Raw genomic sequence first — 25,129 nt, 5'->3', positions numbered from 1 at the left:
GGCTCGCTCCCACAGGGGAATGCATTTCAAATGTGGGAGCGAGCCTGCTCGCGAAGAGGCCATCAAATACTCCGAAAAATCCGCATCAGATCAACCCTGCTCCTGCTCATAACGATCCAGCGTATCACTGGCAATCTCCCGCCCCAGGGCGATCAACTCCGGCGCCTTGTAGAACTCGAAAAACCGGCACACCCGCTTCGGCACGTTGATCAGGATATCCGGCGGATACCCGGCAATCTTGTACTGCGCCAGTGAGGTCTGCATCACCTCGAAACTCTGGTTGATCAGATCCAGCAACGACGCTGGCCCGACGTTATCGATGATGAACGAACCGGTGGCGGATTTCGGCGCGCCTTCGCGTTCCGGAGCGGCAGCCGGTTGCTGGCTTTCCGGTTCGACGCCTTCGAGCCACGGGTTGATCTCCGCCGCCTCGGCGCGCAACGCTTCCTGTTCCAGCTTCAACAATTGCTCGGCCTGTTTACGCCGGAATGGCAACTTCGAACCCATGGATTTGATCAGACTGTCGAAGCGCGAACGGAACGCCGCTGGCCGCTCGATCACCGGCAACTTGTACTGGCGCTGATTGGTGGCGTTGAGGTTGACCGCGATGATCAGGTCGCAATGGCTCGATACCACCGGAACGATCGGCAACGGATTGAGAATGCCGCCGTCGACCAGCATGCGGTTGCCCTGCATCACCGGGGTAAACAGGCTGGGAATCGCCGCCGAGGCGCGCATGGCCTGATGCAGGCAGCCTTCCTGAAACCAGATTTCCTGCTGATTGGTCAGGTCGGCGGCGACGGCGGTGTAGGGGATGCGCAGGTCTTCGATGTTGATCTCGCCGACTATCTTGCGAATCTGCCCGAAGACCTTTTCACCGCGAATCGCGCCGAGACGGAAACTCACATCGACCAGGCGCAGCACGTCGAGGTAATCAAGGCTTTCGATCCAGCGCCGGTACTCATCCAGTTTGCCGGCGGCATAGATCCCGCCGACCACCGCGCCCATCGAACAACCGGCAATGCAGGCGATGTCGTAGCCGCGTTTTTCAATTTCTTCGATAACGCCGATATGGGCATAGCCCCGGGCGCCACCGGAGCCCAGCACCAGTGCGACACGCTTTTTCATCAAACTTCCTCCCGACAAGCCTGCACAATGCACGCATCGGCCAAGCGGCTCAATCGCCAAGGTCGTTGCGCGAAGCGGTGACGTCGTTTTTCGTTCGCGGCGCACGCTTGCGCGCTATGCTCTGCGCCACGTGGTTTGACCGGTCAGCGAGGCACTTTTTCGCCGCTTGACCGTCTTACCTGCACGACTGTTGACCTACCTTGAGGTGTGAGTGATGAAAGCCTGGATCTGTGTACCGTTGATGGCTCTGGTTCTGGCCGGTTGCGCCGGCAAAACCGCGTACCGCGACAGCTGCGGCAGCCAACTCGACGCGGCCTGGCACGAACTGGACCTGGCCAAGGCTGAAGGCTTCGCCGGCACCGTCAGCTATTCCAAAGCGCTGTCGCTGCTGACCGCCGCCAAGACCCAGCAACAATTCGAAGGCTTCGAAGGCTGCAGCAAGAAAGCCGAGAAAGCCCGCTTCTACATCCGCGAATCCCGCGCAGGACGTTAAAAAAGCAGCTGCAAGTTTCAAGCTGCAAGCGGCAAGCTCAAAGCGACCCCATTCAGCTTGAAGCTTGTAGCTAGAAGCTCGCAGCTGTCTACGGAGTAGACCCTCATGATCGATCGCTTGGTGGCTCATGTTTTGAGCCTGGATGTGCGGCTGCTGGCATGTCAGGCGCGCTTGACTGCGCGCACTGATCCGGAGGCGTTGCATGATTTGCGCACTACGGTGCGGCGCTTGCGCAGTATGTTGCGGCCGTTGCGCGGCTTGCCGGGTGTCGAGCAACTGGAGGCGGCAGCGTCTGCGGTGGGCGATCTGACCACACCGTGGCGCGATCGCGAAGTGCTCGCGGCGTATCTGCTCAAGCATGATCAACCGGAGGCTGCACAGCATCGTCTGGCGCAAATGGCTGAAGCGTATCCGGCGCTGGCGGCGAGTGCGGAACTGGCTTCGCTGCTGATGATTCTTGACGCCTTTCCACGATTTTTGCGCGCGTCCCAGCGTCAGGGGCTGCTCAAGGATCTGGATAAGCGCATTGAAAAACGCTTGGGCAAACAATGGCAGAAGCTCGACGCGGCGCTGCACGATCCCGCCCATGACCGCCATCGTCTGCGCCTGCTGATCAAGCGCGTGCGCTATGGCATCGAAGCTTATCCCGAGCTGGATCGCTTGCCGAAACCGGCTTACAAACGCCTGAAATCGGCGCAAGGCGCACTGGGCGACTGGCACGATTGCTGGCAATGGCTGGCCCGCGCCGAACAGGAAGCCGATCTGCAACCGTGCGTGGCCACCTGGCAGGCAGGGTTGATCAACGCAGAGCTGAAGGCCGATCAAGTGCTGGAAAAGCTCAGCGCTACGTGTTTCAAACACTCCTGAAGATGGCTCTGTTCCCCTGTGGGAGCGAGCCTGCTCGCGAAGGGGCCGTGTCAGTCGCAATCGTTGTCGACTGATCGACCGCTTTCGCGAGCAGGCTCGCTCCCACAAGGTGATTTGTCGCTTGAAGGAATCGGGCCAAGGCCTATCTGTCAGCCCATTTGACCGGAATAGACGCTGCGCCGCCGCCCGGGGCTGGGTAAGATCCGCGCATTCCTTTCTCGTTTTCCGAGGTTGCCATGCGCTTTTGCGATCTGCTCGATGCTGTCCGCCAACAACCTGAAGTAATCATCCCCGCCGAATGGGGGCAGGGCCGTGCGAGTTTTGGCGGGCTGGTGGCCGCGCTGCAATTTGAAGCCATGCGCGCCAGGGTGCCGACGGAGCGCCCCGTGCGTTCGCTGGCGATTACCTTTGTCGGTCCGGTCGAGCCGGAGGTGCCGGTGAGTTTCGAAGTCGATGTGCTGCGTGAAGGCAAAGCGGTCAGTCAGGTGTTGGGTCGCGCCATGCAAAATGGCCAAGTGGTGACGATCATTCAGGGCAGCTTCGGTGCCTCGCGGCCTTCGGAAGTCGCCGTCGAAGCCTACCCGGCGCCGACCATGAAACACTGGGACGAATGCCAGGAGCTGCCCTACATCAAAGGCGTGACCCCGGAATTCATGCGCCATCTGGCGATGCGCTGGAGCGTCGGCGGTATTCCGTTCTCCGGCACGGCGTCGCGCTTGATGGGCGGCTGGGTGCGGTTGCGTGGGGATGTCAAAGAGGAGCCGGTCAACGAGGCGCATCTGCTGGCGCTGGTGGATGCCTGGCCGCCGGCGCTGTTGCCGTATCTGAAGAAACCGGCACCGGGTAGTACGCTGACCTGGACCATTGAATTCGTGCAGCCGTTACACGACTTGAGCACGCTGGATTGGTGCCAATACCTGGCCGACATCGAGTACGCAGCCGACGGCTACGGCCATGTCGCCGCGAAGTTGTGGAGTGCGAAAGGGGAGTTGATTGCCATGAGTCGGCAGACCGTGACGATCTTCGCCTGACTCAATGCCGACGGTGGCGCTCACGCCAGGCGCGGCACCAGCCACCGCTGAGAAAGAACCGTGGGAAGGTCAGAAACTGCTCGACCAGCAAACGTGACACGGCATCTTTGCGATCACTGAACGGCTCGGAGGCTTGCGCCTCCAGGCCGTGACCGTGGCGCTGCAGACCCAGCGCCGCGATGATACCGATCACGCCGATGGCGACGCTGGCCAGACTCAGGCTGAACACTCCCGACACGATCAACAGAAACGCCACAATGAACAACGGCACGGCAATCAAGTGCAGGACCAGATTGGTCGGATGCTGATGATTGCCCGGGTAGGCGCGCCATTGCCACGCGGGAAGGTTGGGGTGACGTTTGCCCATGTTTGCTACTCCTCGATCCATGTTGAACTTCATGGTTGAAGAATAGGCCCGGGCGCGGAGGGCGGCGAATCAAGGTTGGCTATTGAGTTGATAGCGGCAATGGCAAAAATTGATGTCGCCTGAGCGGACGCCATCGCGGGCAAGCCCGCTCCCACAGTGTGCTCGGTGTACGCACAATTGTTGATTGTAGAAAATCCCTGTGGGAGCGGACTTGCCCGCGAAGAGGCCATCAGAGTTTCAACTGACCTATCGCCTTGTTCAACTCCCCGGCCAATGTCGCCAACTCGTTACTGGTCGTCGCCGAATCCACTGTCTGCTGCACGGTGTTCTCAGTCACATCACGAATACTCACCACGGCGCGATTCATCTCTTCGGCAACCTGACTCTGCTGTTCCGCCGCCACGGCAATCTGCGTGTTGCTTTCACGCATCTGCGCCACCGCCCCGGTGATTTCCGCCAGCGCCGCGCCAGCCTCCTGCGCCTGCTGCACGCAGTCGTCGGCCTTGTACGAACTCTCCTGCATGAAATCCACCGCATCGCGGGTGCCGGCCTGCAACGCGGCGATCATGCCGGTGATCTCGTCGGTGGACGCCTGCACGCGCTTGGCGAGGTTGCGCACTTCATCGGCGACCACGGCAAAGCCGCGACCCATCTCCCCGGCACGGGCCGCTTCGATCGCCGCATTCAGCGCGAGCAGATTGGTTTGTTCAGCGATGCTGTGAATCACGCTGACCACGCCGTTGATCTTCTGACTGTCCTCGGCCAGGCGTTGAATCATTTCTGCCGTCTGCTGCACGCCGCTGGACAACCCGGCAATCGATTGCTGCACGCGCGCCACCACCTGCTGACCGCTTCCAGCGAGACCATCGGCGGTTTTCGACAGATCGCGGGTGGCGCCGGCGTGTTGCGCGATGTGATAAACGGTGGCGGTCATTTCGTTGATCGCGGTGGCAGCCTGGTCGGTTTCGCTTTGCTGGCCGAGCATGCCGTGGCGCACATCATTCATGCTCGAGGCCAGCCGCGCAGCGCCGTCATCCAGTTGTCGCGCGGTGCTGGCAACGGTGGTTACGACGCGTTGATAGCCGGCCTGCATGGCGTTGAAGGCATTGGCCATCTGCCCGACTTCGTCCTTGCCCACCAGCGGCACACGAGCGGAGAGGTCGCCGGTTTTTTCAACGTGCAGCATCACGTCTTTCAACGTGTTGAGCTGGCTGAGCAGAAAGCGGATCAACAGTTGCGAGGCGCCGAGCATCGCCAGCATCAGGACGAAGACCGCCGATGCATAGTTGGCGAAACGCTCGCTGAACACCTGGCTCAGGCTCGGGGCGGAGGCGATGACCGCCACTTGTTCGCCGTCGGCACGGCTGAACACTTCGGCGCCGATCAACGGGTCGTCACCGAACAGTGGCATTTCATTGATGACGTTCCAGCCGTTGCTGCCGCTGATTTCCAGCAGCGGTTGATCATTGAGACGCGGCGCTTCACCGCGCTTGAAGGTCAGCACCTGAGCGGACTTGGGCAACGGTTGCCCGGTCGGCCAGGCCTTGAGCAACTGCGCCTGCGCCTGTGCGGACACCTGCGCGGCGTGGCTGCGGGCCTGTTGTTCGAGATGCACGGCGTACAGTACGAGCAGCAGGGTGGTGACAAAGGCGACCGCGTTGACCGCCCAGAATTTATATTTCAGCGAGATGTTGCTAAGCCAGGCACCCATGGAGGTCTTCTCTGATAGCGGAAACAGTTTTGGCAAGGTGCCATTATTGTGCCGCTATGCAGATTCGGGAGTTTTGATATGAATCAACAGATGCCGAGATCTATTGTGGGAGCGAGCCTGCTCGCGAAAGCGCTGCGTCATTCAGCCCATTTGTGGCTGATCCACCGCCTTCGCGAGCAGGCTCGCTCCCACAGGGGAGGTGTGCAGTCAGGTGAGAATGGGGAGTTTAAAGAACGCCCGGGCACACGCGGTGGTATGCGCGGCCAGCGCTTCCTCGGTCTCGCCGCGATGCAACGCCACCTCGCGCAACACGTCGGTCAGATACGCCGGTTCGTTGCGGCCGCTTTTCGGCTTCGGCCGCAACGTGCGCGGCAGCAGATACGGTGCGTCGCTTTCCAGCATCAGCCGTCCCGGCTTGATCTCTTTCACCAGCGGATGCAGATGCGTGCCCCGGCGTTCGTCGCAGATCCAGCCGGTGATGCCGATGTGCAGATCCAGATCGAGGTAGCTGAATAAGGCCTTTTGCTCGCCAGTGAAGCAGTGCACCACCGCCGCCGGCAGTTGATCGCGGAAGTCCTTGAGGATCTCCAGCAGGCGCTGGCTGGCATCGCGCTCGTGCAGGAACACCGGCAATTGCAGCTCGACGGCCAGCGCCAGGTGTTCTTCCAGGACCTTTTCCTGTTGCGGGCGCGGGGAGAAGTCGCGGTTGAAATCCAGCCCGCATTCGCCCACCGCGACGACGCTGGATTCGTTCAACAGACTGCGCAGGCGACGAGCACTGTCAGCGTTCCAGTCGCTGGCCGAATGCGGGTGAATACCGGCGGTGGCGAACAGCCGTTGGCCGCTTTCGTCCAATTGCTGGCACAGTTCCAGCGCCTGCTCGCTGCCCTCGACGCTGGTGCCGGTCAGCACCAGTTGGCAGACGCCGGCGGCGTAGGCGCGGTCGAGCACAGCCTGGTGTTTGTCGGCGAAACTGGGGTTGGTCAGGTTGACGCCGATATCGATGAGTTGCATGGTGCTACCTCGGGCCGAAGGCTGGAAAGCATATCAGAGCTGTAGATTTATAAGAAAAGCCAAGAACTACAAAGACTTATGGCTGTCTGTTGAGGCCGCGAAGAACTCCGGGGTGGCGACGATGCCATCACTGTGCCAGTCTCTCGCACTTTACCAGCGCTCAGAGCGCTCTGTTTTCGTCGGTGATGTCGTCTTTTTTGCGACGAATCGCCCCGTATTCTTTTCGGAGAGTGGATGCATCGTCCCTCGGTTCTGCTGCTGTTGTGTGCTGCGTTGCTGCTGCCGATGACGGCGGTCGCGCGCCTGCCCGGGCCGCTGCAAGCCGTGCCGGCGAGCAAGGTTCGCGACCTCTCGGACATTCGCAGCAGCCGTGTGTTGCGGGTGTTGGTCAATCAGAGCCGCAACAGCTCCGGCGAGGTCCAGGGCCAGGCCATCGGTGTCGAGTACCACCGACTGCGCGCGTTCGAGCAATATCTCAATGGCCATGCTCGCGACGGCCAGGAAGTCACCCTCAAGATCATTCCCAAAGCCAAGGATCAGTTGCTCGGCGCCTTGCAACGCGGCGAAGGCGATATGGTCGCGCCCGGTGAATTGCTCGATTTGCCATCGGGCTATGCGGTGGCCAGCAGTGAACCGATTGCCAGCAACGTGCCGCTGGTGCTGGTCGGCATCAAGGGCCAGCGCCGTTACACCAAGGTCGAGCAACTGTCCGGCAAAACCCTGGCGCTGCCCACCGGTAGTGCGGCGGGGGAGGTGGTCAGTCAGCTCAACCAGAAACTGGCGCTGCACAAACTGGCGCCGATCAACATCGAATGGGTCGACCCGACGCTGGCGGTGGAGGATGTGCTGGAGATGGTTCAGGGCGGGATTTTCCACCTGACCATCGTCGAGCAACCGATTGCCGAGCGCTGGGGCAAGATCCTGCCGAAGCTGCGACTTGATCGGCAACTGAGCCTCGGCGAGCCGGGCGAGGAGCATTGGTTCGTGCGTCGCGATGCATCGATGTTGCGCGCGAGCATCGATCGCTTCCTCACCGGTTACAAGAGACCGTCGGACGAAGACGCCGCGTTCCTGCGCATCTATCGACGCCTGTATCAAGTACACAATCCGCTGGCCAAGGCCGATCGTCAGCGTTTGGAAAAACTCCGTCCGACCCTGCAGAAGCATGCCGACGCGCAAAACATGGACTGGCTCAATCTGGCGGCGCTGGCGTTCAAGGAATCGCGTCTGCAGCCCAACGCTCGCAGCGGCAGCGGTCCGACCGGGCTGATGCAGATCACCCCGTCCGCCGCGCAACGGGTCGGCGTGAGCAATATCCAGAATCTCGATGCGAATGTGCAGGCCGGCGCCAAGTACCTGGCGATGATCCGCCGCAAGTTCTTCAGCAGCCCGAAACTCAACGAGCGTGAGCGCATGGCGTTCACCCTCGCCGCTTACAACATCGGGCCCGAGCGCGTGCAGGGCATGCGCGCCGAAGCCCGCCGCCGTGGTCTCAATCCCAACCAGTGGTTCTTCCAGGTCGAGCGCATCGCCATGGAGCAGGTGGGGATGGGCGCCGTCAGCTATGTTAATAGCGTGAACAAGTATTACCTGGCATTCGACCGGGAGCGTGAGTCGCTCGAGCCCCGGCAGCAGAAAGTGGTCACTCGGAAATAATCTAACAATTCGATTGTTATGGCGAAATTTTTGCGCTTTAAACATGAAATAAACTGATTAATATAGCGACCAACCCAAACACACAAACACTTCTGCACAACAAGGAATGCACCATGAGCTCTCTGATCAACAAGGTTCTGTTCACCCGCGCCGGTTACGGCCTGACTGTCCTGCGCATTGCTGTCGGCGTGATCTTCGCCGCCCACGGTTCGCAGAAACTCTTTGGTCTGTTCGGTGGTTACGGCCTGGCCGGCACGGCGCAATGGATGGAAAGCATCGGCTTGACCCCGGGCTACCTGATGGCCTCGCTGGCTGGCGGTACCGAGTTCTTCGCCGGTCTGGCGCTGATCATCGGCCTGCTGGCACGCCCGGCGGCACTCGGTCTGGCGTTCCTCTCGCTGGTTGCGATCTTCTCCGTGCACATCGGTAACGGTTTGTTCATGGCCAACAACGGTTACGAGTTCGCCCTGGCTCTGTTGGCCGGCAGCATCGCGGTACTGATCGAAGGTGCCGGCAAGCTCTCGGCGGATCGCGCCATCGCCGGTTGAAGGCTCTGGCTCAAGGCAAAGGCCCGCATTGCGCGGGCCTTTTTTTGTTGTGGGGGATTCTTGACACTGGTCGGTCACGTTCTCTAGGATGTTGCCCATGCGCCGATTTAAACAGCTACTTGCGGGGCGCCAGGTGACTTCTACAATTACCGTCAGAAGCCGGAACAGGGCTTCGAAATACCGCTAAAGCGCTGGTTCGGTGTTGCCTCTCACCTGCCATGCAGACTTTTGAGGCAGAGACACGACACGATGAACGCACTACGCCCTCCAGCACGTCCCGCGCCGATCACGGCACATGTCACCCAGCGCAACCCGAAAATCCTTCTTGGCGGCAAACACCAGCCGACGCTGTTGCGTTATCTCGATGGCTGGCCACGTCGCAGCGGCGGTCCTGCCGCGTTCCTGATCCAGTTTGTCGATGACGGCGAGTCGCTGGCGCGTTTCGCTACGGACAGCTTCGATCTGGCAGTGATTCAGGCGCCGAGCGCAGAAGATGCGCCGGAGATGATCAAGCAACTGACCCGCGTAGCGCGGCAGGGCCTGATCACTCGGCGCTGATTGGTCTTACGGATATTCAATCGCCACGATATACACGAACTGCTCGCCGGTCGGCGTCTGCACCCGCACTTCTGCGTCGAGTGCCTTACCGATCAGCGCGCGGGCCAGCGGCGAGTCGATACTGATCAAGCCGAGTTTGAGGTCCAGTTCATCGGGGCCGACGATGCGGTAGCGCGATTGCTTGCCGTCTTCGTCTTCGATGGTTACCCAGGCGCCGAAATAGACTTTGTTCGGGTCGCTGGGTTTTTCGCTGACCACCTTGAGCGCTTCCAGGCGTTTGGTGAGAAAGCGCACGCGGCTGTCGATTTCCCGCAGCATCTTCTTGCCGTAAGTGTATTCGGCGTTTTCCGAACGATCACCCTGCGCCGCCGCTTCACTCACCGCCTGGGTGACCTGCGGGCGACGCACATGCCACAACTCATGGAATTCGGCGCGCATCCGCGCTTCACCCTCGGGGGTGATCAGCGCGGTGCCGGCGGTGCGGGGAGGGCGATAACGACTCATGGCGACTTCTTGTGATTAAGACCGCTTGAGTCTATCAACCCTCGCGCAACACTGTCAGCGGGCTGGCGTTCAGCGCCCGGCGAGTGCCGAACACACCGGCGCCACCAATCAGCACGGCGCCAATCAACGGCAGCACCAGCAGCCATGGATGCGGATGCCATGGCAGATCGAAGGCGAAGCGGTACAGCACCAGACTGACCACCTCCGAACCGATCGCCGCGAGCAGACCGCTGACCGCACCCAACAAACCGAATTCGATACGCCGCGCCTTGATCAGCAACTGCCGCTCGGCGCCCAGCGCGCGTAATAGCGCACCCTGGCGGATTCGTTCATCCAGCGTCGCTTGCAGACCGGAGAACAGCACGGCCATCCCCGCAGCCAGAACAAACAACAACACATATTCCACCGCCAGGGTGACCTGAGCGAGGATGCTGCGCAGCTGTTCGAGCAACGCTTCGACCTGCAGGATGGTCACCGCCGGGAAGGTCCGCGACAGCTCGACGATCTGCTGATCATGCCCTGGCGCCAGGTAGAAACTGGTCAGGTAGGTCGCGGGCAGATCCTTCAAGGTGCCGGGCTGGAAGATCATGAAGAAGTTCGGCTGGAAGTTGTCCCAGTTGATTTCGCGCAGGCTGGTGACCTTCGCTTCGCGATTGACCCCGCCGACGCTGAATACCATGTGATCGCCGAGTTTGAGTTTCAGGCTTTCGGCCACCTTGCCTTCCACCGAAACCCCCGGCACGTCGTCGGACGGCTGGCCGCTCCACCACGAGCCGGCGGTGAGCTTGTTGCCCGCCGGCAGATCCGCCGCCCAGGTCAGGCTCAGGTCACGCTGGATGGCGCGGTCACCGGCGGAGTCCTTGCTGACGATTTGCTGCACCGCCTCGCCATTGATGCTGATCAACCGACCCGGCACCACCGGATACAACGGCGCCGCTTGCGCCGACACCTTGATCAGGTGATCGGCGAAGGCCTGTTTGTCCGCCGGGAGGATATTCAGCGCGAAATAGTTCGGCGCGTTTTTCGGTAGCTGGTTTTGCCAGGTGTCGAGCAGTTCGCCGCGCAGCAGTGCGATCAGCGCCATCGACAACAGGATCAGACCGAACGCCAGCGACTGCCCGGCCGCCGCCAATGGATGCCGCAACAACTGGCCAAGGCCCAGACGCCATGGCAACGAGGCGCGGGCGAGCATCCGGCGCAAGCTTTGCAGCAGCAACAACAGCAGGCCGCCCAGCACCAGCGCGGCGACCACGCCACCGCCGAGCAGGGCGAAGGTCAGCAGCAGGTCGAGGCTCAGACGCCACATGATCAGGCCCAGCGCACCCAGCGCCGCGCCGTAGACCATCCACGTACTTGAGGGGATCGGCAGCATGTCGCGGCGCAATACCCGCAGCGGCGGCACGCGACCCAGTGCAGCCAAAGGCGGCAAGGCAAAACCGGCCAGCGCAACCAGCCCGGTGCCAATCCCGGCCATCGCCGGAAACAGCCCGCCCGGTGGCACGTCACTTGGCAGCAAATCATGCAGCAGGGCGAACAGCCCCAGTTGCGCCAGCCAGCCGAGCAGCGCGCCACTGACGGCGGCAACCAGGCCGAGCACGGTCAGTTGCAGGCTGAACAGCACCATGGTTTCCCGGCGCGACAAGCCGAGGCAGCGCAGCAAGGCACTGGCGTCGAAACGTCGACTGGCGAAACGGTTCGCCGACAACGCCACGGCTACGCCAGCCAGCAATACCGCAACCAGACTGGCCATGTTCAGGTAGCGCTCGGCCTTGCCCAGCGCGCCGCCAATCTGTCGGTTGCCGTCGCGGGCATCCTGGATTCGCTGGTTTGCAGCGAGGCCCGGTTTGATCAATTCACGATAGGTTTCCAGCGTCTGCGGTTCACCGCGCCACAGTTCTCGATAGCTTACCCGGCTGCCCGGTTGCACCACGCCGGTGGCGGTGAGGTCGTCAAGATTGATCAGCACCCGTGGCGTCAGGCTGTAGAAGTTGCCGGCTCGATCCGGCTCGTAGGTCAGCACGCGGGTCAGCTTCAAGGTCTTCATGCCGACGTCGATGCTGTCGCCGATCTTCAGATCCAGCGCAGTCAACAGACGCGCCTCGACCCAGGCTTCACCGGGTTGCGGTTCGCCGCCGACTTCTTCCTGGGCAAAGGGTGCGGGCGCGCTCTTCAGCTCGCCACGCAATGGATAGGCACGGTCGACGGCTTTGATGCTGGATAACTGAATGCCGTTGTCGGTGGCAATGACGCTGGAAAACTCCACCACTTGTGCATGATTGAGGCGCAGTTCGGTGCCGCTGCGGATTTGCTCCTCGCGGGCTGGCGAGCTGCCTTCAAGGACCAGATCGGCACCGAGAAACTCGGTCGCGCGCAGCATCATCGCGCCGTTGAGGCGGGCGCCGAAGTAGCCGATCGCGGTGCTCGCCGCGACGGCCACCACCAGCGCAAAGAACAACACGCGCAATTCTCCGGCGCGGGCATCGCGCATGAGCTGGCGCAGGGCAAGACTGAACAGACGCAACAGCGGCAGACGTGCCATCAAGGCTCCAGAGGGGCGACCAGCAGCCCGGCTTCAAGACGGATCAGGCGCCGGCAGCGATGGGCCAGGCGTTCGTCGTGGGTCACCAGCACAAGGGTGGTGCCGCGTTCCTTGTTCAATTCGAACAGCAAGTCGCTGATGCGCTCGCCGGTGTGGCTGTCGAGGTTGCCGGTCGGCTCGTCGGCGAACAGCACGTCCGGTTCGGCGGCGAAGGCGCGGGCGATGGCCACGCGCTGCTGTTCACCACCGGAGAGCTGGCGCGGCGAGTGGGTCAGGCGCTGGCCGAGGCCGACGCGCTGGAGCAATTGCGTGGCGCGCTCGCGGGCATCTTTGCGGCCATCGAGTTCAAGCGGCAGCATGACGTTTTCCAGCGCATTGAGGCTGTCGAGCAACTGAAACGACTGGAAGACAAACCCGACGTGCTCGGCACGGATTCGTGCGCGCTGGTCTTCGTCGAGATTGCTCAGGCCCTGGCCGGCGAGGGTGACTTCGCCGCTGCTCGGCAGGTCGAGACCGGCGAGCAGGCCGAGGAGGGTGGATTTGCCGGAACCGGACGCGCCGACGATGGCCAGGCTGTCGCCCTTGTTCAGTTCCAGGCTGAGTTCGTGCAGGATAGTCAGTTCACCTTCCGCGCTAGGAACCACTTTGCTGAGGTTCTTCGCGGTGAGAATGCTTGCGCCCATGGAGAATCCGATGCGTGTATGGTTTTTGAGTGCTGGCCTGGCCTTGATGTGCATGGCCCAGAACGCAGCGGCGGGTACTGTCCTGATCGTTGGCGATAGTATCAGCGCCGGTTTCGGCCTGGATACCCGTCTGGGGTGGGTGTCGCTGCTCGAGCAGCGGCTCAAACAGGAGGGTTTCGACGATAAAGTGGTCAACGCCTCGATCAGTGGCGACACCAGTGCCGGAGGCCAGGCGCGGCTGCCGGCGCTGCTTGCAGAGCATAAGCCGGAGTTGGTGATCCTCGAGCTGGGTGGCAATGACGGCCTGCGCGGGATGCCGCCAACGCAATTGCAACAAAATCTTGCCTCGATGATCGACAGCTCGCGGCAGAGCGGCGCGAAAGTGCTGCTGCTCGGCATGCAGTTGCCACCCAATTATGGCAAGCGCTACACCGATTCGTTCGCCGAGGTTTACGGCAAGCTCGCCGAGGAGAAAAACATCCCGTTGGTGCCGTTTTTTCTCGAAGGTGTCGGTGGTCATCCGGACCTGATGCAGGCCGACGGTCTGCACCCGGCTGCCGGGGCTCAGGGCAAGTTGCTGGAAAATGTCTGGCCGACGCTAAAACCGCTGTTATGAGGCTTTTCTAGAGGCAGGCTTTCGGCTAATGTGGCGCCCCCTAATTTGGAGCCCCCGATGCCGCGTCCTGCCTGGTCCCTGTTTGCCTACCAACTGATCGAGCCTGACGAGCAGCTGGATCTGTTCGCCTGCCAGGAAGTGCGGGTGCATCTGGTGACGCGGCAGCTGGAACTCGGTGGCTCGGCCGATCGCACGCTGTGCGGCACTCTGCTGCCGGCGCAACCGCGCTGGTCGAATGTTGATCGGCGGGTGTTCCAGGATCAGCGTCTGTGCTCGCTGTGCCGGGCGATTCTCGAATCGCAGAAGCGCGGCACCTCGCCGATCTGGCCTGAGCTGCGATTCGAACTCTGAGCGCTGAAGATCAAAGTGTGGGAGCGAGCCTGCTCGCGAAGGGGTTTTATCAATCGACATTTATGGTCGCTGACATACTGCTTTCGCGAGCAGGCTCGCTCCCACCTTGAAAGCACCCCGTCGCCAATAGCGGTGCTACCTCCCCGAATTCCCAAGCCGCGGTGTACAATCGCGCTCTTATACCCTTGATGATCATGCGAAGGATTTTCCGGATGTTGCCGCGCTTTCCTGCCGTCACCCGCTGCCTGTCACTTGCCGCCCTGTGTGTGGCCGGTCCCGTTGCTGCATTGGAGCTTCCCCTGCCACCACCCGGCGAGGACATCGTCGGCCAGGTGCAGGTGATCAAAGCCAAGTACGAAGACACCTTCGCCGACCTGGGCACCACCTACGATCTGGGCTATTCGGAAATGGTTGCGGCCAACCCGGGCATCGATGCCTGGCTGCCGGGCGCCGGTACCGAGATCGTCCTGCCGACGCGCTTCATCCTGCCGCCTGGCCCGCGTGAAGGCATCGTCATCAACCTCGCCGAATACCGTCTCTATTACTACCCGAAAGGCCGTGACGTGGTGTACACCTTCCCGCTGGGTATCGGCCGTGAAGGCTGGGGCTCGCCGATCGCGCACACCTCGATCATCGCCAAGACACCGAACCCGACGTGGACGCCTCCGGCCTCGATCAAGGCCGAACACGCCGCTGACGGTGATCCGCTGCCGAATGTGGTGCCGGCCGGTCCTGATAACCCGCTGGGGCCGTTCAAGTTCACCCTCGGCACGCCGGGCTACCTGATCCACGGTTCGAACAAGAAGTTCGGCATCGGCATGCGCACCAGCCATGGTTGCTTTCGCATGTTCAACAACAACGTGTTGGAGATGGCCGGCATGGTCCCGGTCGGCACCTCGGTGCGCATCATCAACGACCCGTACAAGTTCGGTCGCAGTGGCGGCAAGGTCTATCTGGAAGCGCACACGCCGCTCGACGACAAGGGCAATCCGTCGGTAGTCGACAAGCACACCGCGGTAATCAACGCGATGCTCAAGCGTGAAGACATCACCAGCAACCTGCGCATGAACTGGGATGTGGTGCGTGATGTGGTTGCCGCCGAAGACGGCCTGCCGGTAGAGATCGCCGTGCCGAATACCTCGGCGCCAATGGTGAGCAGTGCACCGATCGACCTGCAGCAATAAGAGCTGATCGAAACCCGCCGATGCGTGCAGCGTCGGCGGGTTTTTTATTGCCCGGAGAAAAGCACCGGGCACAAAAAAGCCGACCCGGAAAACCGGATCGGCTCGATAACAATCCCGAGGGATTATTACTTGCGGCTAGCTTTTTCCAGCATGCGCAGAGCACGCTCGTTAGCTTCGTCAGCAGTCTGTTGTGCTTTTTGAGCAGCAGCCAGAGCTTCATCAGCTTTACGGTAAGCTTCGTCTGCACGAGCCTGGGAGCGAGCAGCTGCGTCTTCAGTAGCGGTCAGACGTGCTTCGGTTTCTTTCGATGCGCTGCTGCAACCGGTAGCCAGAACTGCGGCCAGAGCCAGAGCAGAGAATTTCAGAACGTTGTTCATCGTGTTCCCCTTCAAGGACTTTCAAATTAAGTGGCTGTCTCCTCACGATTGAGGAAATAGCCGGCGTACATACTACCCATTACTTGTAGTAAGTAAACTGACGTAGCGCAAGAAGCAAAAAAAATTGTAGGCGTTGATTCTTTTTCGAGCAACTTTTAACTGCGCTGTATAAAAAATATCCAGCTGCAAGCCCCGGCGTGAGCGACTCAAACGGAAAAAGTTCCCGCCCTCGTGCGCTGTTTTTGCGACTTCGGCTAAAGTCTTTCTAAATGAATTCGTCCACACTTTTGTTCAGGTTCTGCGAAGCGCTTCGCGTATCTTTGTTGATGTACAGGTGACTTTAAAAAAGGTCGCACGTCTTAAGTCTCAACATTCCGGCAATGTTCAGGCAAACGGCACGCAAAGATTGTCTTGCGGCCGAACCTGCGACCATCGATGCCAATGCACGCAAACCATCCGATGACGAGCGTACCTTGAGCATTTTCGCCAATGGTGCCTACTATTCAGCAGGTGTCAGATTGCGCGAGATCGGTGTGGCTCTTCTCAGTGTCCATCAGGCACGGGGTGGCGTAGATGTTCCTTCGCCGGAAAAACATCGGTAAGGTAGGGGTCACAATTCAAGACCCGCGAGGAGTAGTGATGAGCGAGGCGTTGTCCATCCACCATGACCAGGCTGGTCATCAATTCGAGACCACTGTGGACGGTCATCGTGCTTACCTGACCTACATGGATCTGGGCAAGCAGACCCTGGATATCTATCGCACCTTCGTGCCCAACGCCCTGCGCGGCCGTGGCATTGCCGCAGCGCTGACTGAACGCGCGCTGCAATACGCCGAAGAAATGGGCTACACGGTGATCCCGTCATGCTCCTACGTCGAGCGCTATATGGAACGTCATCAGCGCCGCGCTGCGAAGATTTGAACCGCACACACAAAAACGCCGGACAATGTCCGGCGTTTTTTTATGCGCGTAAAACGCAGCTTACGTGCGCTGACGCTTCGGCAATACGTCCTTGAGCTTGGCGTGCATGCTGCGCAAGGTGTTTTCGGTGGCGGACCAATCGATGCAGGCATCGGTGACCGACACGCCGTATTGCAGGTCGGCGAGATCTTTCGGGATTGCCTGGCAGCCCCAGTTCAAATGGCTCTCAACCATCAGGCCGATGATCGACTGGTTGCCTTCGAGGATCTGGTTGGCGACGTTTTCCATCACCAGCGGTTGCAGGGCCGGGTCCTTGTTGGAGTTGGCGTGGCTGCAATCGACCATGATGTTCGGCTTGATCTTCGCCTTGTTCAGCGCCTGCTCGCACAGCGCCACGCTGACCGAATCATAGTTCGGCTTGCCATTACCGCCGCGCAGCACCACGTGACCGTAGGCGTTGCCTTTGGTGGTAACGATCGACACGCCACCTTCCTGGTTGATGCCGAGGAAACGGTGCGGGCTGGACACCGACTGCAAGGCGTTGATCGCCACGGTCAGGCCGCCATCGGTGCCGTTCTTGAAGCCGACCGCCGAGGACAGGCCGGAAGCCATTTCGCGGTGAGTCTGCGATTCGGTGGTACGCGCGCCGATGGCCGACCAGCTGATCAGATCCTGCAGATACTGCGGGGAGATCGGGTCGAGGGCTTCGGTGGCAGTCGGCAGGCCTTTCTCGGCCAGGTCGAGCAGCAACTGACGACCGATGTGCAGACCGTCCTGGATCTTGAACGAGTCGTCCAGATACGGATCGTTGATCAGACCTTTCCAGCCGACGGTGGTACGCGGCTTCTCGAAATACACACGCATGACCAGATACAGCGTGTCGGAGACTTCCTCGGCGAGCACCTTGAGTCGATCGGCGTATTCGTGGGCAGCCTTGATGTCGTGAATCGAGCACGGGCCGATCACGACGAACAGACGGTGGTCGGTGCCATCGAGAATGTTGCGAATGACTTCGCGGCCCTTGGTGACGGTGCGCAGGGCGGCGTCGCTCAGGGGGATATCACGCTTGAGCTGATCGGGAGTGATCAGGGTCTCGTTAGAGGCGACGTTTAGGTCGTTGATCGGTAAATCAGCCATCGTTTACTCGTCAGGTCACGGGTGCCGGCCGCCAGCGATCCCCGCGCGGCGGAGCACAGCAGATTTAGCGCGTCGGGGGAGCCGAACCTTAGCGCGTCAGAGGCGGCTCGACAATGGGCAAACCGTGCTTTAGTCCAGCGCTGGCTGCGCAAAAGCCTTGCGCAGGTTGTCGTGGGAGAACTCTTCGGCGTGCTTCTCGACCCATTGCAGGGCCAGCGCCTGACTATCCTGCAGATCGTCGTGGCTGTCCTGCATGCGCGAATAGCGTTCGATCTGACACACCTGCTCACCCATTCGCGCGCTGAACAGGGTCTGTTCATCAGTGAAAGCGATGCCCACCAGATAGCCTTTTTTACGCCGCAGACACCAGGCCACATAGCCCGGATAACAGAAGTCGGCATTCAGCGTCGGCATGCGCACTTGCAGCGCAGTGCCATGGCGCCAGGCGCGGTGGTAATTGCAAGCGATGCCGCCGAGGCTGATAGTGTGCAGCTGTTGTCTGGAAATGCATTCAGGCTTGAGTAACGTCAATTCAACCGGCACTTCGTCCGGATGAGGAATGAAACGTCCCATGAGCACAGACTCCCTGTGTCGGCCATCTGACATTGTTTCCCCCAGTATAGTGGTCGAATCCGAGCTGACCGACTTCGACGCCGACCAGCGGCTGCTGGCGATGCGCGGGGTTTCTCTGGTGATCTTCACCAGCGTCGGCTGTGCCAGTTGTCGTTATGCCCGCGAGGTGTTGCCGGGATTGCCGCTGGCGATCGATCGGCTGTGCTGGATCGACGCCGGCAACAACGGCGGCCTGGTCGAGCGTTATCAGGTGTTTCATTTGCCGGCGCTGTTTGTGGTGCGCGACGGCGAGTTCTTTGGCGCAGTGCACAGCCGCCTGACGGTTGCCGAGCTCAACCAGGCAGTGGCACAGGCGCTGGGTCGAATTGCAGAGGAGTTGCCATGAGCGAGACAGTCAGCAAACCGGTGGTGGGAATTATTGGCACCGGTGCGATCGGCGGGTTTTACGGGGTGATGCTGGCGCGTGCCGGTTTCGATGTGCATTTCTTGTTGCGCAGCGAATTTTCCGCAGTGGCTGAGCGCGGTTTGCAAATCAACAGTGCGGTGCACGGCCCGTTGACGCTGCATCCGGCCAATGCCTATTCCGCTGCCGAAGACATGCCTCCCTGTGACTGGCTGCTGGTCGGCACCAAGACCACCAGCAACGCCGGTCTGGCCCCGGCGATCATTCAAGCGGCCAAACCTGATGCAAAAGTGCTGTTGCTGCAGAACGGTCTGGGTGTCGAAGACAGCCTGCGACCACTGTTGCCGGATTCGCTGCATCTGCTCGGTGGTCTGTGCCTGATTTGCGTGCACCGCGAAGGGCCGGGGCAGATCACCCATCAGGCCCTTGGCGCGGTGAATGTCGGTTATCACAGCGGCTCGGCCATTGATGAAGTAGCGCGCATGGCGATCGTCGAGGAGGGCGCCGGACTGTTCCGTGCCGCCGGCATCGACTCGCAGGCGATGGCCAACCTGCATCAGGCGCGCTGGCAGAAACTGGTGTGGAATATTCCTTATAACGGACTTTCGGTATTGCTCGGCGCGGGAACCGAAGCGCTGATGGCTGATGCTGACAGCCGCCTGTCGATTCAGGCGTTGATGGCGGAAGTGGTGCAGGGCGCCCGGGCCTGTGGATACGAGATCCCGCCCGGCTATGCCGAGTACCTGTTCACCATGACCGAGAAAATGCCCGATTACTGGCCGAGCATGTACCACGACTTTGCACACAAACGCCCGCTGGAGCTGGAGGCGATCTACGCCCGGCCACTGGCGGCGGCGAAAGCGGCGGGGTGCGAGTTGCCGCGCATCGAGGCGTTGTATCGCCATTTGGGTTTTATCGGCCGACGCAATACCTGAGTCGGTTGTTCTGGGGGAAGGCATGGCCAATAACATCGATGACAAACTGGTGCTGGCGATTTCCTCGCGCGCCTTGTTCGACCTGAGCGAAAGCCACAAGGTCTACCTGTCGAGCGGCGTCGAAGCCTATCGGCAATATCAGATCGAGCACGAAGACGAAATCCTCGCGCCGGGCGATGCGTTCCCGCTGGTGGAAAAACTCTTGAGCCTGAACAGTCGCCTCGGCCGCGCGCGGGTCGAGGTGATTCTGGTCTCGCGCAACAGCGCCGACACCGGTCTGCGCGTGTTCAATTCGATTCATCATTACGGCCTGGCGATTTCTCGTGCGGCGTTCGTCGGCGGGCGCAGTCCGTATCCGTATCTGAAAGCGTTTGGCTGCGACCTGTTTCTCTCGACCCACGCCGAAGACGTGCGTGCCGCGCTGGACGCCGGGTTCGCCGCCGCGACGATTCTGTCCGGTGGCGCCAGCCGCGCGGCCAGCGATGAATTGCGTATCGCCTTCGACGGTGACGCGGTGATCTTCTCGGACGAGTCCGAGCGCGTCTATCAGTCCGGCGGCCTGGAAGCGTTTCAGGCCAAGGAACGCGAATCGGCGCGCGAGCCATTGCGTGGTGGGCCGTTCAAGGGCTTTCTGGCAGCGCTCAATCTGTTGCAGCGCGAGTTTCCCGATGACGATTGCCCGATCCGCACGGCGCTGGTGACCGCGCGTTCGGCGCCGGCCCATGAGCGGGTGATTCGCACCTTGCGGGAATGGGATATTCGTCTCGATGAGTCGCTGTTTCTCGGTGGCCTGACCAAATCGGCGTTCCTCGAAGCCTTCGCCGCCGACGTGTTCTTCGATGACCAGACCGGCCATTGCGAACTGGCTCGCGAAGTGGTCGCCACCGGCCACGTGCCCCATGGCATCAGCAACGAACCGTCGATCTAGAGCCTTTTCATTCAGGACGTTGCGTCGCACGTCGTACTCGCCAAGGCACTGCTAAGCTGAATCAATCTCCGCCATCGTTGGCTCGCGAGGAGGTCCCATGATTCGCTCAATGCTGTATGCCACCGACCTCGGTCTGTACGCACCGTTCGTGATGCAGCATGCCCTGGCCTTGGCGCGCACCTTCAATGCCGATCTGTATGTAGTACACGCGGTGGAACCCATGGGCCTGTTTGCCGAGTCGGTGCTGCAAAGCTATCTCGACGAACAGGCATTGAACGAATTCCATAGTCAGGGTCTGAAAACAGTCATCGCCAATATCGAACAACGGGTGCTCGACAGCTTTCGTGAAGAACTGGGGGACGACGGCGAACAGGATCTGCAGCGCATTCGCGCGGTGCGCGTGCTGCAGGGTGATCCGTCGCAGGTGATTCTCGACCAGGTGCACAAGCTCTCGGTCGATCTGCTGATCGTCGGCAGTCACAGCCATGGCGTCGGCGCGGAAACGCCGTTGGGGCGCACGGCGGCGCGGGTCCTGCAATTGGCCAAGGTGCCGGTCTATCTGGTGCCGCTGATGGAACGCCGGCGGCGTGAGGATCGCTGAAGCAGGAATAATGGCGTTTTGATAAAAAAGTTCTAGATTTATTCTTCGAACCATTAATATAGTTATATACCGTCGCTGATGCCGGTGGCGTCTACCTGCTTTGAGGGATTGATATGAAGCTTCAACAACTGCGCTACATCTGGGAAGTGGCGCACCACGACCTCAACGTTTCCGCTACCGCTCAAAGCCTGTACACCTCGCAACCGGGCATCAGTAAGCAGATCCGCCTGCTGGAAGACGAGCTGGGCGTCGAAGTCTTCGCCCGCAGCGGCAAGCACCTGACCCGCGTCACCCCGGCCGGCGAGCGCATCATCACCACCGCTGGCGAGATCCTGCGCAAAGTCGAAAGCATCAAGCAGATTGCCCAGGAATTCTCCAACGAGAAAAAGGGCACCCTGTCGATCGCCACCACCCACACCCAGGCGCGTTATGCGCTGCCGCCGGTGATCAGCAATTTCATCAAGCAATACCCGGACGTGGCCCTGCACATGCATCAGGGCTCGCCGATGCAGATCGCCGAAATGGCCGCTGACGGCACCGTCGATTTCGCCATTGCCACTGAAGCGCTGGAGCTGTTCGGCGATCTGGTGATGATGCCGTGCTACCGCTGGAACCGCTGCGTGGTCGTACCCCATGGCCACCCGCTGACCAAGCTGCCGAAGCTGACTCTCGAAGCGCTGGCCGAATACCCGATCGTCACTTACGTATTCGGTTTCACCGGCCGTTCCAAGCTCGACGAAGCCTTCAGCCATCGTGGCCTGACGCCGAAAGTGGTGTTCACCGCTGCTGACGCCGACGTGATCAAAACCTACGTGCGTCTGGGTCTGGGCGTAGGCATCGTGGCTAAGATGGCCGTCGATACCAAGCTCGATAACGATCTGGTGGTGCTGGATGCCAGCGAGCTGTTCGAGTCGAGCATCACCAAGATCGGTTTCCGTCGTGGCACCTTCCTGCGTGGCTTCATGTGCGACTTCATCGAGAAATTCGCCCCGCACCTGACCCGCGAAGTCATGGCCAAGGCCATTCAGTGCCACAACAAGCAAGAGCTCGAAGAGCTGTTCGACGGCGTCGAACTGCCCGTTCACTAAGCACCCGCTTCAGAGCACCTCGGTGACAGCAAACTGTTGCCGGGTGCCCGCCACCAGAATCTCCACCTCATCGCCCTCGAACTTGCCCAGCAGGCTTTTGCCCAGCGGCGAGCGCGGGGTGATGACGGTAACCGGCTGACCCACCACGTCGACTTTCAGCCCCGCCGCATCCGGCGCCAGAAACAGCCATTGCTCGCGACCCTTTTCGTCCTCCAGGCCGAGCAGGGCGCCGACTTCGATGCCTCGATTTTCATCGTAGGCACGCAAGGTCAGATTCTGGCACAGCGCCAGGGACTGACGGATTTCCTCAACCCGCTTCGCCTGACCCGCCGCCAGATACGACGCCTCCAGCCCCAGCGTGTCGTACTTGTTTTCGGCGATGTTTTCTTCGTGGGTCGCGGTTTCGTAAGCGGTTTGCGCGGCGCGTTCGGCGATGTCGAGGTCGATGCGCAGCTTGTCGAGAATCAACTGGTGGACGCTGTGTTTGTTCATGATCAATCGCAGAATTGCAAAACGTTGGCGCGGCTCTTTTCGGTCGGCGCGGTCTGGTCCTGCTGCAGCCAGAACTGGCATTTCGGATTGGACGCGTTACGCGAATTGGCGCGCGCCTGATCCAGTCGGGCCTGCTGTTCATTCTTGCGCAGGTTTTCTTCGTACTGTTGGAACAGCGGACTTTGCGGTGGAATGTCCGGCTGAACCTGCACGGGCGCCACAGCCGGGGGATTGACGCGCTGCTGCACCGCTTGCGCGACAGGGGCCAGTTGCTCGGGAAAGATAAAGCGCGAAAGCAGCCAGCAGGTCAGCGCAATCGCCAGGAACCCCAGCCACAGGCCCAGCGCAATGCTGCCGGTCAGATGCAGCGCGCTAAGCTGAACAGGCAAGGGACGACGCGGGTTGGGACGGTAGGGCATGGCGGCCTCCTGGCGGATGGTTGCGGGCAAGCGGCGATTGTCGCACGAAGATTAATCGCCGTCGGCTCTTCTGCGCGAGCGCATTTATGCGGACAATCGAGGTTTTTTGCCAACGGGAGAACGGCATGGCTAAAGCGAAACCCCGCTGGGATATTTTTTGCACCGTGGTCGATAACTTCGGCGACATCGGCGTGACCTGGCGCCTGGCCCGGCAGCTGGTGGCCGAGCATGCCTTGCCGGTGCGCCTGTGGGTGGATGATCTGCGCGCGTTCGAGCGCCTCTGTCCTGAGATCGATATTGATCTTGCGCAGCAGTGGCAGCAGGGTGTCGAGGTGCATCAGTGGCCGAGCGAATGGCTGCACGCCGAGGCGGCCGACGTAGTCATCGCCGCCTTCGCCTGTCAGTTGCCCGCCGACTACATGGACAGCATGGCCGCACGGGAAACGCCACCGCTGTGGCTCAACCTCGATTATCTCAGCGCCGAAGACTGGGTTACCGGCTGCCACGGCTTGCCGTCGGTAAAATACAAAACGGTGCAGAAGTTCTTCTTCTTTCCGGGCTTCAAACCGGGCACCGGTGGCCTGCTGCGCGAACGCGGACTGCTCGAACAGCGTCGGCAGTTTCAGCAGGATCGACCGGCTCAGCGACATTTCCTGCAAGGTCTGGGTATTGATCCCGCGCCCGATGCGCAACTGATCTCGCTGTTTGCTTATGAAAACGCCGGGTTGGCCAGTTGGCTGGATGTGCTGGCGGCCGATGCACGGCCGACTCACCTGCTGGTGCCGGAAGGGCGGATTCTCGGCGATGTGGCGCGCTGGCTGGAGGTAGAAACCCTGACGGTCGGCGCAATTCACGTGCGCGATTCGCTCACCGTGCAGGTGCTGCCGTTCGTCCGGCAGGACCAATACGACCATCTGCTCTGGTGCTGCGATTTCAACGCGGTGCGCGGTGAAGATTCATTCGTTCGCGCGCAATGGGCGGGGCGGCCGATGCTCTGGCACATCTATCAGCAGGACGATGACATCCATCTGGACAAGCTCGATGCTTTTCTCGCGCTCTACACCCAAGGCCTTCCGCCCGCTGCGGCGCAGGCGATGAACGGTCTGTGGCGAGCGTGGAGTGCCGGGCAACCGATCGGCGAGCACTGGCTGGCGGTGCGAAATCATTGGCCGGAACTCGAGAAAAACGCCGAGGCATGGTGTCTGGAACAGGCCTTGCAGGCGGATCTTGCCACGGCGCTGGTACAGTTTTATGTAAATTGGATATGATACGCGGCCTAGATTTTTGTAAATCCCATCCAAATTCGGATATTCGCAATGAAAACTGGTAAAGAACTCAAACCCGGTACCGTGATCCGTATCGACAACGATCCTTGGCTGGTTCAGAAAGCTGAATTCACCAAGTCGGGCCGTAACAGCGCGATCATGAAGACCAAGCTGAAGAACCTGCTGACCGGTTACAAGACCGAAACCGTTTACGGTGCGGACGACAAACTGGACGACGTGATCCTGGATCGTAAAGAAGCCACCCTGTCGTTCATCAGCGGTGACACCTACACGTTCATGGACACCACTGACTACACCATGTACGAGCTGAACGCCGAAGACATCGAAAGCGTTCTGCCTTTCGTTGAAGAAGGCATGACCGACGTTTGCGAAGCCGTGTTCTTCGAAGAGCGTCTGGTTTCCGTAGAGCTGCCGACCACCATCGTGCGTCAGGTTGACTACACCGAAGGCTCCGCTCGCGGTGATACTTCCGGCAAGGTGATGAAGCCTGCCAAACTGAAGAACGGTACCGAGCTGTCGGTTGCCGACTTCATCGAAATCGGCGACATGATCGAGATCGATACCCGCGAAGGCGGTTCCTACAAAGGCCGTGCGAAATAAGCACTGCTTTTTGCGGAAAGAAAAAACCCGACCATTGAGTCGGGTTTTTTTGTGCCTGTAAGAAACACTCGGAACCCTGTGGGAGCGAGCCTGCTCGCGAATGCGGTGTGGCATTCAAT

General features: G+C 60.6%; 29 protein-coding genes. 17 read left to right on the top strand and 12 right to left on the bottom strand.

From position 1 onward, the window contains the following. Positions 1 to 90 precede the first annotated feature (90 nt). On the bottom strand, positions 91 to 1,128 hold the full coding sequence (locus F8N49_RS09550; RefSeq protein ID WP_039759961.1) for a patatin-like phospholipase family protein: 1,038 nt from the start codon (positions 1,126 to 1,128) through the stop codon (positions 91 to 93). Positions 1,129 to 1,342: 214 nt separating this feature from the next. On the opposite strand from F8N49_RS09550, the gene F8N49_RS09545 reads away from it, so the two are divergent. From F8N49_RS09545 to F8N49_RS09535, 3 genes are all read left to right on the top strand, one after another. Further along, positions 1,343 to 1,621, top strand: coding sequence for a hypothetical protein (locus tag F8N49_RS09545; RefSeq protein ID WP_016770894.1), 279 nt, complete (start codon positions 1,343 to 1,345; stop codon positions 1,619 to 1,621). A gap of 105 nt (positions 1,622 to 1,726) precedes the next feature. Further along, positions 1,727 to 2,488: a CHAD domain-containing protein gene (locus F8N49_RS09540; RefSeq protein WP_151551226.1), complete on the top strand. Its 762-nt coding sequence runs from the start codon at positions 1,727 to 1,729 to the stop codon at positions 2,486 to 2,488. 236 nt (positions 2,489 to 2,724) lie between these two features. Next, positions 2,725 to 3,519: an acyl-CoA thioesterase II gene (locus F8N49_RS09535; RefSeq protein ID WP_041478384.1), complete on the top strand. Its 795-nt coding sequence runs from the start codon at positions 2,725 to 2,727 to the stop codon at positions 3,517 to 3,519. A 1-nt stretch (position 3,520) separates the two neighbouring features. Here F8N49_RS09535 and F8N49_RS09530 read toward each other — a convergent pair whose 3' ends face one another. The 3 genes from F8N49_RS09530 to F8N49_RS09520 all read right to left on the bottom strand — a co-directional run bounded on the left by F8N49_RS09530 (position 3,521) and on the right by F8N49_RS09520 (position 6,611). After that, positions 3,521 to 3,886, bottom strand: coding sequence for an Mpo1-like protein (locus F8N49_RS09530; protein WP_151551224.1), 366 nt, complete (start codon positions 3,884 to 3,886; stop codon positions 3,521 to 3,523). A gap of 229 nt (positions 3,887 to 4,115) precedes the next feature. Next, positions 4,116 to 5,597, bottom strand: coding sequence for a methyl-accepting chemotaxis protein (locus tag F8N49_RS09525; protein WP_151551222.1), 1,482 nt, complete (start codon positions 5,595 to 5,597; stop codon positions 4,116 to 4,118). Between the two features lie 207 nt (positions 5,598 to 5,804). Continuing rightward, positions 5,805 to 6,611, bottom strand: coding sequence for a TatD family hydrolase (locus F8N49_RS09520; RefSeq protein WP_151551220.1), 807 nt, complete (start codon positions 6,609 to 6,611; stop codon positions 5,805 to 5,807). Positions 6,612 to 6,845: 234 nt separating this feature from the next. Between F8N49_RS09520 and F8N49_RS09515 the strand changes: the two genes are divergently transcribed. From F8N49_RS09515 to F8N49_RS09505, 3 genes are all read left to right on the top strand, one after another. After that, positions 6,846 to 8,267: a transglycosylase SLT domain-containing protein gene (locus F8N49_RS09515; protein WP_041478391.1), complete on the top strand. Its 1,422-nt coding sequence runs from the start codon at positions 6,846 to 6,848 to the stop codon at positions 8,265 to 8,267. A gap of 113 nt (positions 8,268 to 8,380) precedes the next feature. After that, positions 8,381 to 8,815 (top strand): DoxX family protein, encoded by a 435-nt coding sequence (locus tag F8N49_RS09510; RefSeq protein WP_016770887.1) that lies wholly within the window; start codon positions 8,381 to 8,383, stop codon positions 8,813 to 8,815. A 249-nt stretch (positions 8,816 to 9,064) separates the two neighbouring features. Continuing rightward, entirely contained in the window at positions 9,065 to 9,373 is a 309-nt protein-coding gene (locus F8N49_RS09505; protein ID WP_041478394.1) for a hypothetical protein, read from the top strand. A 6-nt stretch (positions 9,374 to 9,379) separates the two neighbouring features. Here F8N49_RS09505 and greB read toward each other — a convergent pair whose 3' ends face one another. From greB to F8N49_RS09490, 3 genes are read right to left on the bottom strand one after another with little or no spacing between them, the layout of a single operon-like run. Further along, complete coding sequence (gene greB, locus F8N49_RS09500) at positions 9,380 to 9,877, bottom strand: transcription elongation factor GreB (protein WP_016770885.1); 498 nt, start codon at positions 9,875 to 9,877, stop codon at positions 9,380 to 9,382. A 34-nt stretch (positions 9,878 to 9,911) separates the two neighbouring features. Continuing rightward, positions 9,912 to 12,416, bottom strand: a complete 2,505-nt coding sequence (locus tag F8N49_RS09495; protein WP_123443537.1) for an ABC transporter permease — start codon at positions 12,414 to 12,416, stop codon at positions 9,912 to 9,914. After that, the gene (locus F8N49_RS09490) at positions 12,416 to 13,099 is read right to left on the bottom strand and encodes an ABC transporter ATP-binding protein (RefSeq protein ID WP_016770883.1); all 684 of its coding nucleotides are present in this window, start codon (positions 13,097 to 13,099) and stop codon (positions 12,416 to 12,418) included. Before F8N49_RS09490 ends, F8N49_RS09495 begins: the two co-directional genes overlap by 1 nt. A 10-nt stretch (positions 13,100 to 13,109) precedes the next feature. On the opposite strand from F8N49_RS09490, the gene F8N49_RS09485 reads away from it, so the two are divergent. The 3 genes from F8N49_RS09485 to F8N49_RS09475 all read left to right on the top strand — a co-directional run bounded on the left by F8N49_RS09485 (position 13,110) and on the right by F8N49_RS09475 (position 15,250). Continuing rightward, the gene (locus tag F8N49_RS09485) at positions 13,110 to 13,715 is read left to right on the top strand and encodes an arylesterase (RefSeq protein ID WP_161984070.1); all 606 of its coding nucleotides are present in this window, start codon (positions 13,110 to 13,112) and stop codon (positions 13,713 to 13,715) included. A 57-nt stretch (positions 13,716 to 13,772) separates the two neighbouring features. Further along, complete coding sequence (locus tag F8N49_RS09480) at positions 13,773 to 14,066, top strand: hypothetical protein (protein ID WP_016770881.1); 294 nt, start codon at positions 13,773 to 13,775, stop codon at positions 14,064 to 14,066. 212 nt (positions 14,067 to 14,278) lie between these two features. After that, positions 14,279 to 15,250: a L,D-transpeptidase family protein gene (locus F8N49_RS09475; protein WP_024013783.1), complete on the top strand. Its 972-nt coding sequence runs from the start codon at positions 14,279 to 14,281 to the stop codon at positions 15,248 to 15,250. Between the two features lie 125 nt (positions 15,251 to 15,375). On the opposite strand, the gene oprI is transcribed toward F8N49_RS09475, so the two are convergent. Then, complete coding sequence (gene oprI / locus F8N49_RS09470) at positions 15,376 to 15,627, bottom strand: outer membrane lipoprotei OprI (RefSeq protein WP_003183784.1); 252 nt, start codon at positions 15,625 to 15,627, stop codon at positions 15,376 to 15,378. 639 nt (positions 15,628 to 16,266) lie between these two features. Here oprI and F8N49_RS09465 point away from each other — a divergent pair. After that, complete coding sequence (locus F8N49_RS09465; protein WP_016770879.1) at positions 16,267 to 16,548, top strand: GNAT family N-acetyltransferase; 282 nt, start codon at positions 16,267 to 16,269, stop codon at positions 16,546 to 16,548. A gap of 60 nt (positions 16,549 to 16,608) precedes the next feature. On the opposite strand, the gene F8N49_RS09460 is transcribed toward F8N49_RS09465, so the two are convergent. Together F8N49_RS09460 and F8N49_RS09455 are read right to left on the bottom strand one after the other, a co-directional pair. Continuing rightward, the gene (locus F8N49_RS09460; protein ID WP_130929314.1) at positions 16,609 to 17,685 is read right to left on the bottom strand and encodes a 3-deoxy-7-phosphoheptulonate synthase; all 1,077 of its coding nucleotides are present in this window, start codon (positions 17,683 to 17,685) and stop codon (positions 16,609 to 16,611) included. Positions 17,686 to 17,814: 129 nt separating this feature from the next. Continuing rightward, on the bottom strand, positions 17,815 to 18,258 hold the full coding sequence (locus tag F8N49_RS09455; protein WP_130929313.1) for a PilZ domain-containing protein: 444 nt from the start codon (positions 18,256 to 18,258) through the stop codon (positions 17,815 to 17,817). On the opposite strand from F8N49_RS09455, the gene F8N49_RS09450 reads away from it, so the two are divergent. The 5 genes from F8N49_RS09450 (at position 18,257) to cysB (ending at position 22,213) form a co-directional block, all read left to right on the top strand. Further along, positions 18,257 to 18,643 (top strand): co-chaperone YbbN, encoded by a 387-nt coding sequence (locus F8N49_RS09450; RefSeq protein ID WP_073472427.1) that lies wholly within the window; start codon positions 18,257 to 18,259, stop codon positions 18,641 to 18,643. The genes F8N49_RS09455 and F8N49_RS09450 overlap by 2 nt on opposite strands. Further along, positions 18,640 to 19,596, top strand: a complete 957-nt coding sequence (locus F8N49_RS09445) for a putative 2-dehydropantoate 2-reductase (RefSeq protein WP_130929312.1) — start codon at positions 18,640 to 18,642, stop codon at positions 19,594 to 19,596. Before F8N49_RS09450 ends, F8N49_RS09445 begins: the two co-directional genes overlap by 4 nt. A 22-nt stretch (positions 19,597 to 19,618) precedes the next feature. Then, positions 19,619 to 20,524: a 5'-nucleotidase gene (locus F8N49_RS09440; protein WP_039759920.1), complete on the top strand. Its 906-nt coding sequence runs from the start codon at positions 19,619 to 19,621 to the stop codon at positions 20,522 to 20,524. Between the two features lie 97 nt (positions 20,525 to 20,621). After that, on the top strand, positions 20,622 to 21,125 hold the full coding sequence (locus F8N49_RS09435) for a universal stress protein (RefSeq protein ID WP_016770874.1): 504 nt from the start codon (positions 20,622 to 20,624) through the stop codon (positions 21,123 to 21,125). Positions 21,126 to 21,238: 113 nt separating this feature from the next. After that, positions 21,239 to 22,213: an HTH-type transcriptional regulator CysB gene (cysB, locus tag F8N49_RS09430; protein WP_016770873.1), complete on the top strand. Its 975-nt coding sequence runs from the start codon at positions 21,239 to 21,241 to the stop codon at positions 22,211 to 22,213. A 9-nt stretch (positions 22,214 to 22,222) separates the two neighbouring features. On the opposite strand, the gene F8N49_RS09425 is transcribed toward cysB, so the two are convergent. Both F8N49_RS09425 and F8N49_RS09420 read right to left on the bottom strand, forming a co-directional pair. Continuing rightward, entirely contained in the window at positions 22,223 to 22,705 is a 483-nt protein-coding gene (locus F8N49_RS09425) for a GreA/GreB family elongation factor (protein ID WP_071173126.1), read from the bottom strand. Between the two features lie 2 nt (positions 22,706 to 22,707). After that, entirely contained in the window at positions 22,708 to 23,124 is a 417-nt protein-coding gene (locus F8N49_RS09420) for a hypothetical protein (RefSeq protein ID WP_056788478.1), read from the bottom strand. A gap of 125 nt (positions 23,125 to 23,249) precedes the next feature. Between F8N49_RS09420 and earP the strand changes: the two genes are divergently transcribed. Together earP and F8N49_RS09410 are read left to right on the top strand one after the other, a co-directional pair. Then, positions 23,250 to 24,392 (top strand): elongation factor P maturation arginine rhamnosyltransferase EarP, encoded by a 1,143-nt coding sequence (gene earP, locus F8N49_RS09415; protein ID WP_130929311.1) that lies wholly within the window; start codon positions 23,250 to 23,252, stop codon positions 24,390 to 24,392. A gap of 48 nt (positions 24,393 to 24,440) precedes the next feature. After that, complete coding sequence (locus F8N49_RS09410; protein ID WP_003226785.1) at positions 24,441 to 25,010, top strand: elongation factor P; 570 nt, start codon at positions 24,441 to 24,443, stop codon at positions 25,008 to 25,010. Positions 25,011 to 25,129 lie beyond the last annotated feature (119 nt).

This window comes from Pseudomonas sp. GXM4 (assembly GCF_008923895.1).
GTDB classification, from domain to species: Bacteria; Pseudomonadota; Gammaproteobacteria; order Pseudomonadales; family Pseudomonadaceae; genus Aquipseudomonas; species Aquipseudomonas atacamensis.
This window is presented reverse-complemented; position numbering and strand designations above follow the sequence as displayed.

Coding starts and splice junctions, on each gene's coding strand:
- F8N49_RS09485 (WP_161984070.1), top strand. CDS start 13,110: ATGCGTGTATGGTTTTTGAGTGCTGGCCTGGCCTTGATGTGCATGGCC.
- F8N49_RS09510 (WP_016770887.1), top strand. CDS start 8,381: ATGAGCTCTCTGATCAACAAGGTTCTGTTCACCCGCGCCGGTTACGGC.
- F8N49_RS09535 (WP_041478384.1), top strand. CDS start 2,725: ATGCGCTTTTGCGATCTGCTCGATGCTGTCCGCCAACAACCTGAAGTA.
- F8N49_RS09505 (WP_041478394.1), top strand. CDS start 9,065: ATGAACGCACTACGCCCTCCAGCACGTCCCGCGCCGATCACGGCACAT.
- F8N49_RS09540 (WP_151551226.1), top strand. CDS start 1,727: ATGATCGATCGCTTGGTGGCTCATGTTTTGAGCCTGGATGTGCGGCTG.
- F8N49_RS09455 (WP_130929313.1), bottom strand. CDS start 18,258: ATGGGACGTTTCATTCCTCATCCGGACGAAGTGCCGGTTGAATTGACG.
- greB (WP_016770885.1), bottom strand. CDS start 9,877: ATGAGTCGTTATCGCCCTCCCCGCACCGCCGGCACCGCGCTGATCACC.
- F8N49_RS09520 (WP_151551220.1), bottom strand. CDS start 6,611: ATGCAACTCATCGATATCGGCGTCAACCTGACCAACCCCAGTTTCGCC.
- F8N49_RS09475 (WP_024013783.1), top strand. CDS start 14,279: ATGTTGCCGCGCTTTCCTGCCGTCACCCGCTGCCTGTCACTTGCCGCC.
- F8N49_RS09515 (WP_041478391.1), top strand. CDS start 6,846: ATGCATCGTCCCTCGGTTCTGCTGCTGTTGTGTGCTGCGTTGCTGCTG.
- F8N49_RS09435 (WP_016770874.1), top strand. CDS start 20,622: ATGATTCGCTCAATGCTGTATGCCACCGACCTCGGTCTGTACGCACCG.
- F8N49_RS09445 (WP_130929312.1), top strand. CDS start 18,640: ATGAGCGAGACAGTCAGCAAACCGGTGGTGGGAATTATTGGCACCGGT.
- oprI (WP_003183784.1), bottom strand. CDS start 15,627: ATGAACAACGTTCTGAAATTCTCTGCTCTGGCTCTGGCCGCAGTTCTG.
- F8N49_RS09480 (WP_016770881.1), top strand. CDS start 13,773: ATGCCGCGTCCTGCCTGGTCCCTGTTTGCCTACCAACTGATCGAGCCT.
- F8N49_RS09490 (WP_016770883.1), bottom strand. CDS start 13,099: ATGGGCGCAAGCATTCTCACCGCGAAGAACCTCAGCAAAGTGGTTCCT.
- F8N49_RS09420 (WP_056788478.1), bottom strand. CDS start 23,124: ATGCCCTACCGTCCCAACCCGCGTCGTCCCTTGCCTGTTCAGCTTAGC.
- earP (WP_130929311.1), top strand. CDS start 23,250: ATGGCTAAAGCGAAACCCCGCTGGGATATTTTTTGCACCGTGGTCGAT.
- F8N49_RS09465 (WP_016770879.1), top strand. CDS start 16,267: ATGAGCGAGGCGTTGTCCATCCACCATGACCAGGCTGGTCATCAATTC.
- F8N49_RS09495 (WP_123443537.1), bottom strand. CDS start 12,416: ATGGCACGTCTGCCGCTGTTGCGTCTGTTCAGTCTTGCCCTGCGCCAG.
- F8N49_RS09425 (WP_071173126.1), bottom strand. CDS start 22,705: ATGAACAAACACAGCGTCCACCAGTTGATTCTCGACAAGCTGCGCATC.
- F8N49_RS09440 (WP_039759920.1), top strand. CDS start 19,619: ATGGCCAATAACATCGATGACAAACTGGTGCTGGCGATTTCCTCGCGC.
- F8N49_RS09550 (WP_039759961.1), bottom strand. CDS start 1,128: ATGAAAAAGCGTGTCGCACTGGTGCTGGGCTCCGGTGGCGCCCGGGGC.
- F8N49_RS09460 (WP_130929314.1), bottom strand. CDS start 17,685: ATGGCTGATTTACCGATCAACGACCTAAACGTCGCCTCTAACGAGACC.
- F8N49_RS09530 (WP_151551224.1), bottom strand. CDS start 3,886: ATGGGCAAACGTCACCCCAACCTTCCCGCGTGGCAATGGCGCGCCTAC.
- F8N49_RS09525 (WP_151551222.1), bottom strand. CDS start 5,597: ATGGGTGCCTGGCTTAGCAACATCTCGCTGAAATATAAATTCTGGGCG.
- F8N49_RS09410 (WP_003226785.1), top strand. CDS start 24,441: ATGAAAACTGGTAAAGAACTCAAACCCGGTACCGTGATCCGTATCGAC.
- F8N49_RS09450 (WP_073472427.1), top strand. CDS start 18,257: ATGAGCACAGACTCCCTGTGTCGGCCATCTGACATTGTTTCCCCCAGT.
- F8N49_RS09545 (WP_016770894.1), top strand. CDS start 1,343: ATGAAAGCCTGGATCTGTGTACCGTTGATGGCTCTGGTTCTGGCCGGT.
- cysB (WP_016770873.1), top strand. CDS start 21,239: ATGAAGCTTCAACAACTGCGCTACATCTGGGAAGTGGCGCACCACGAC.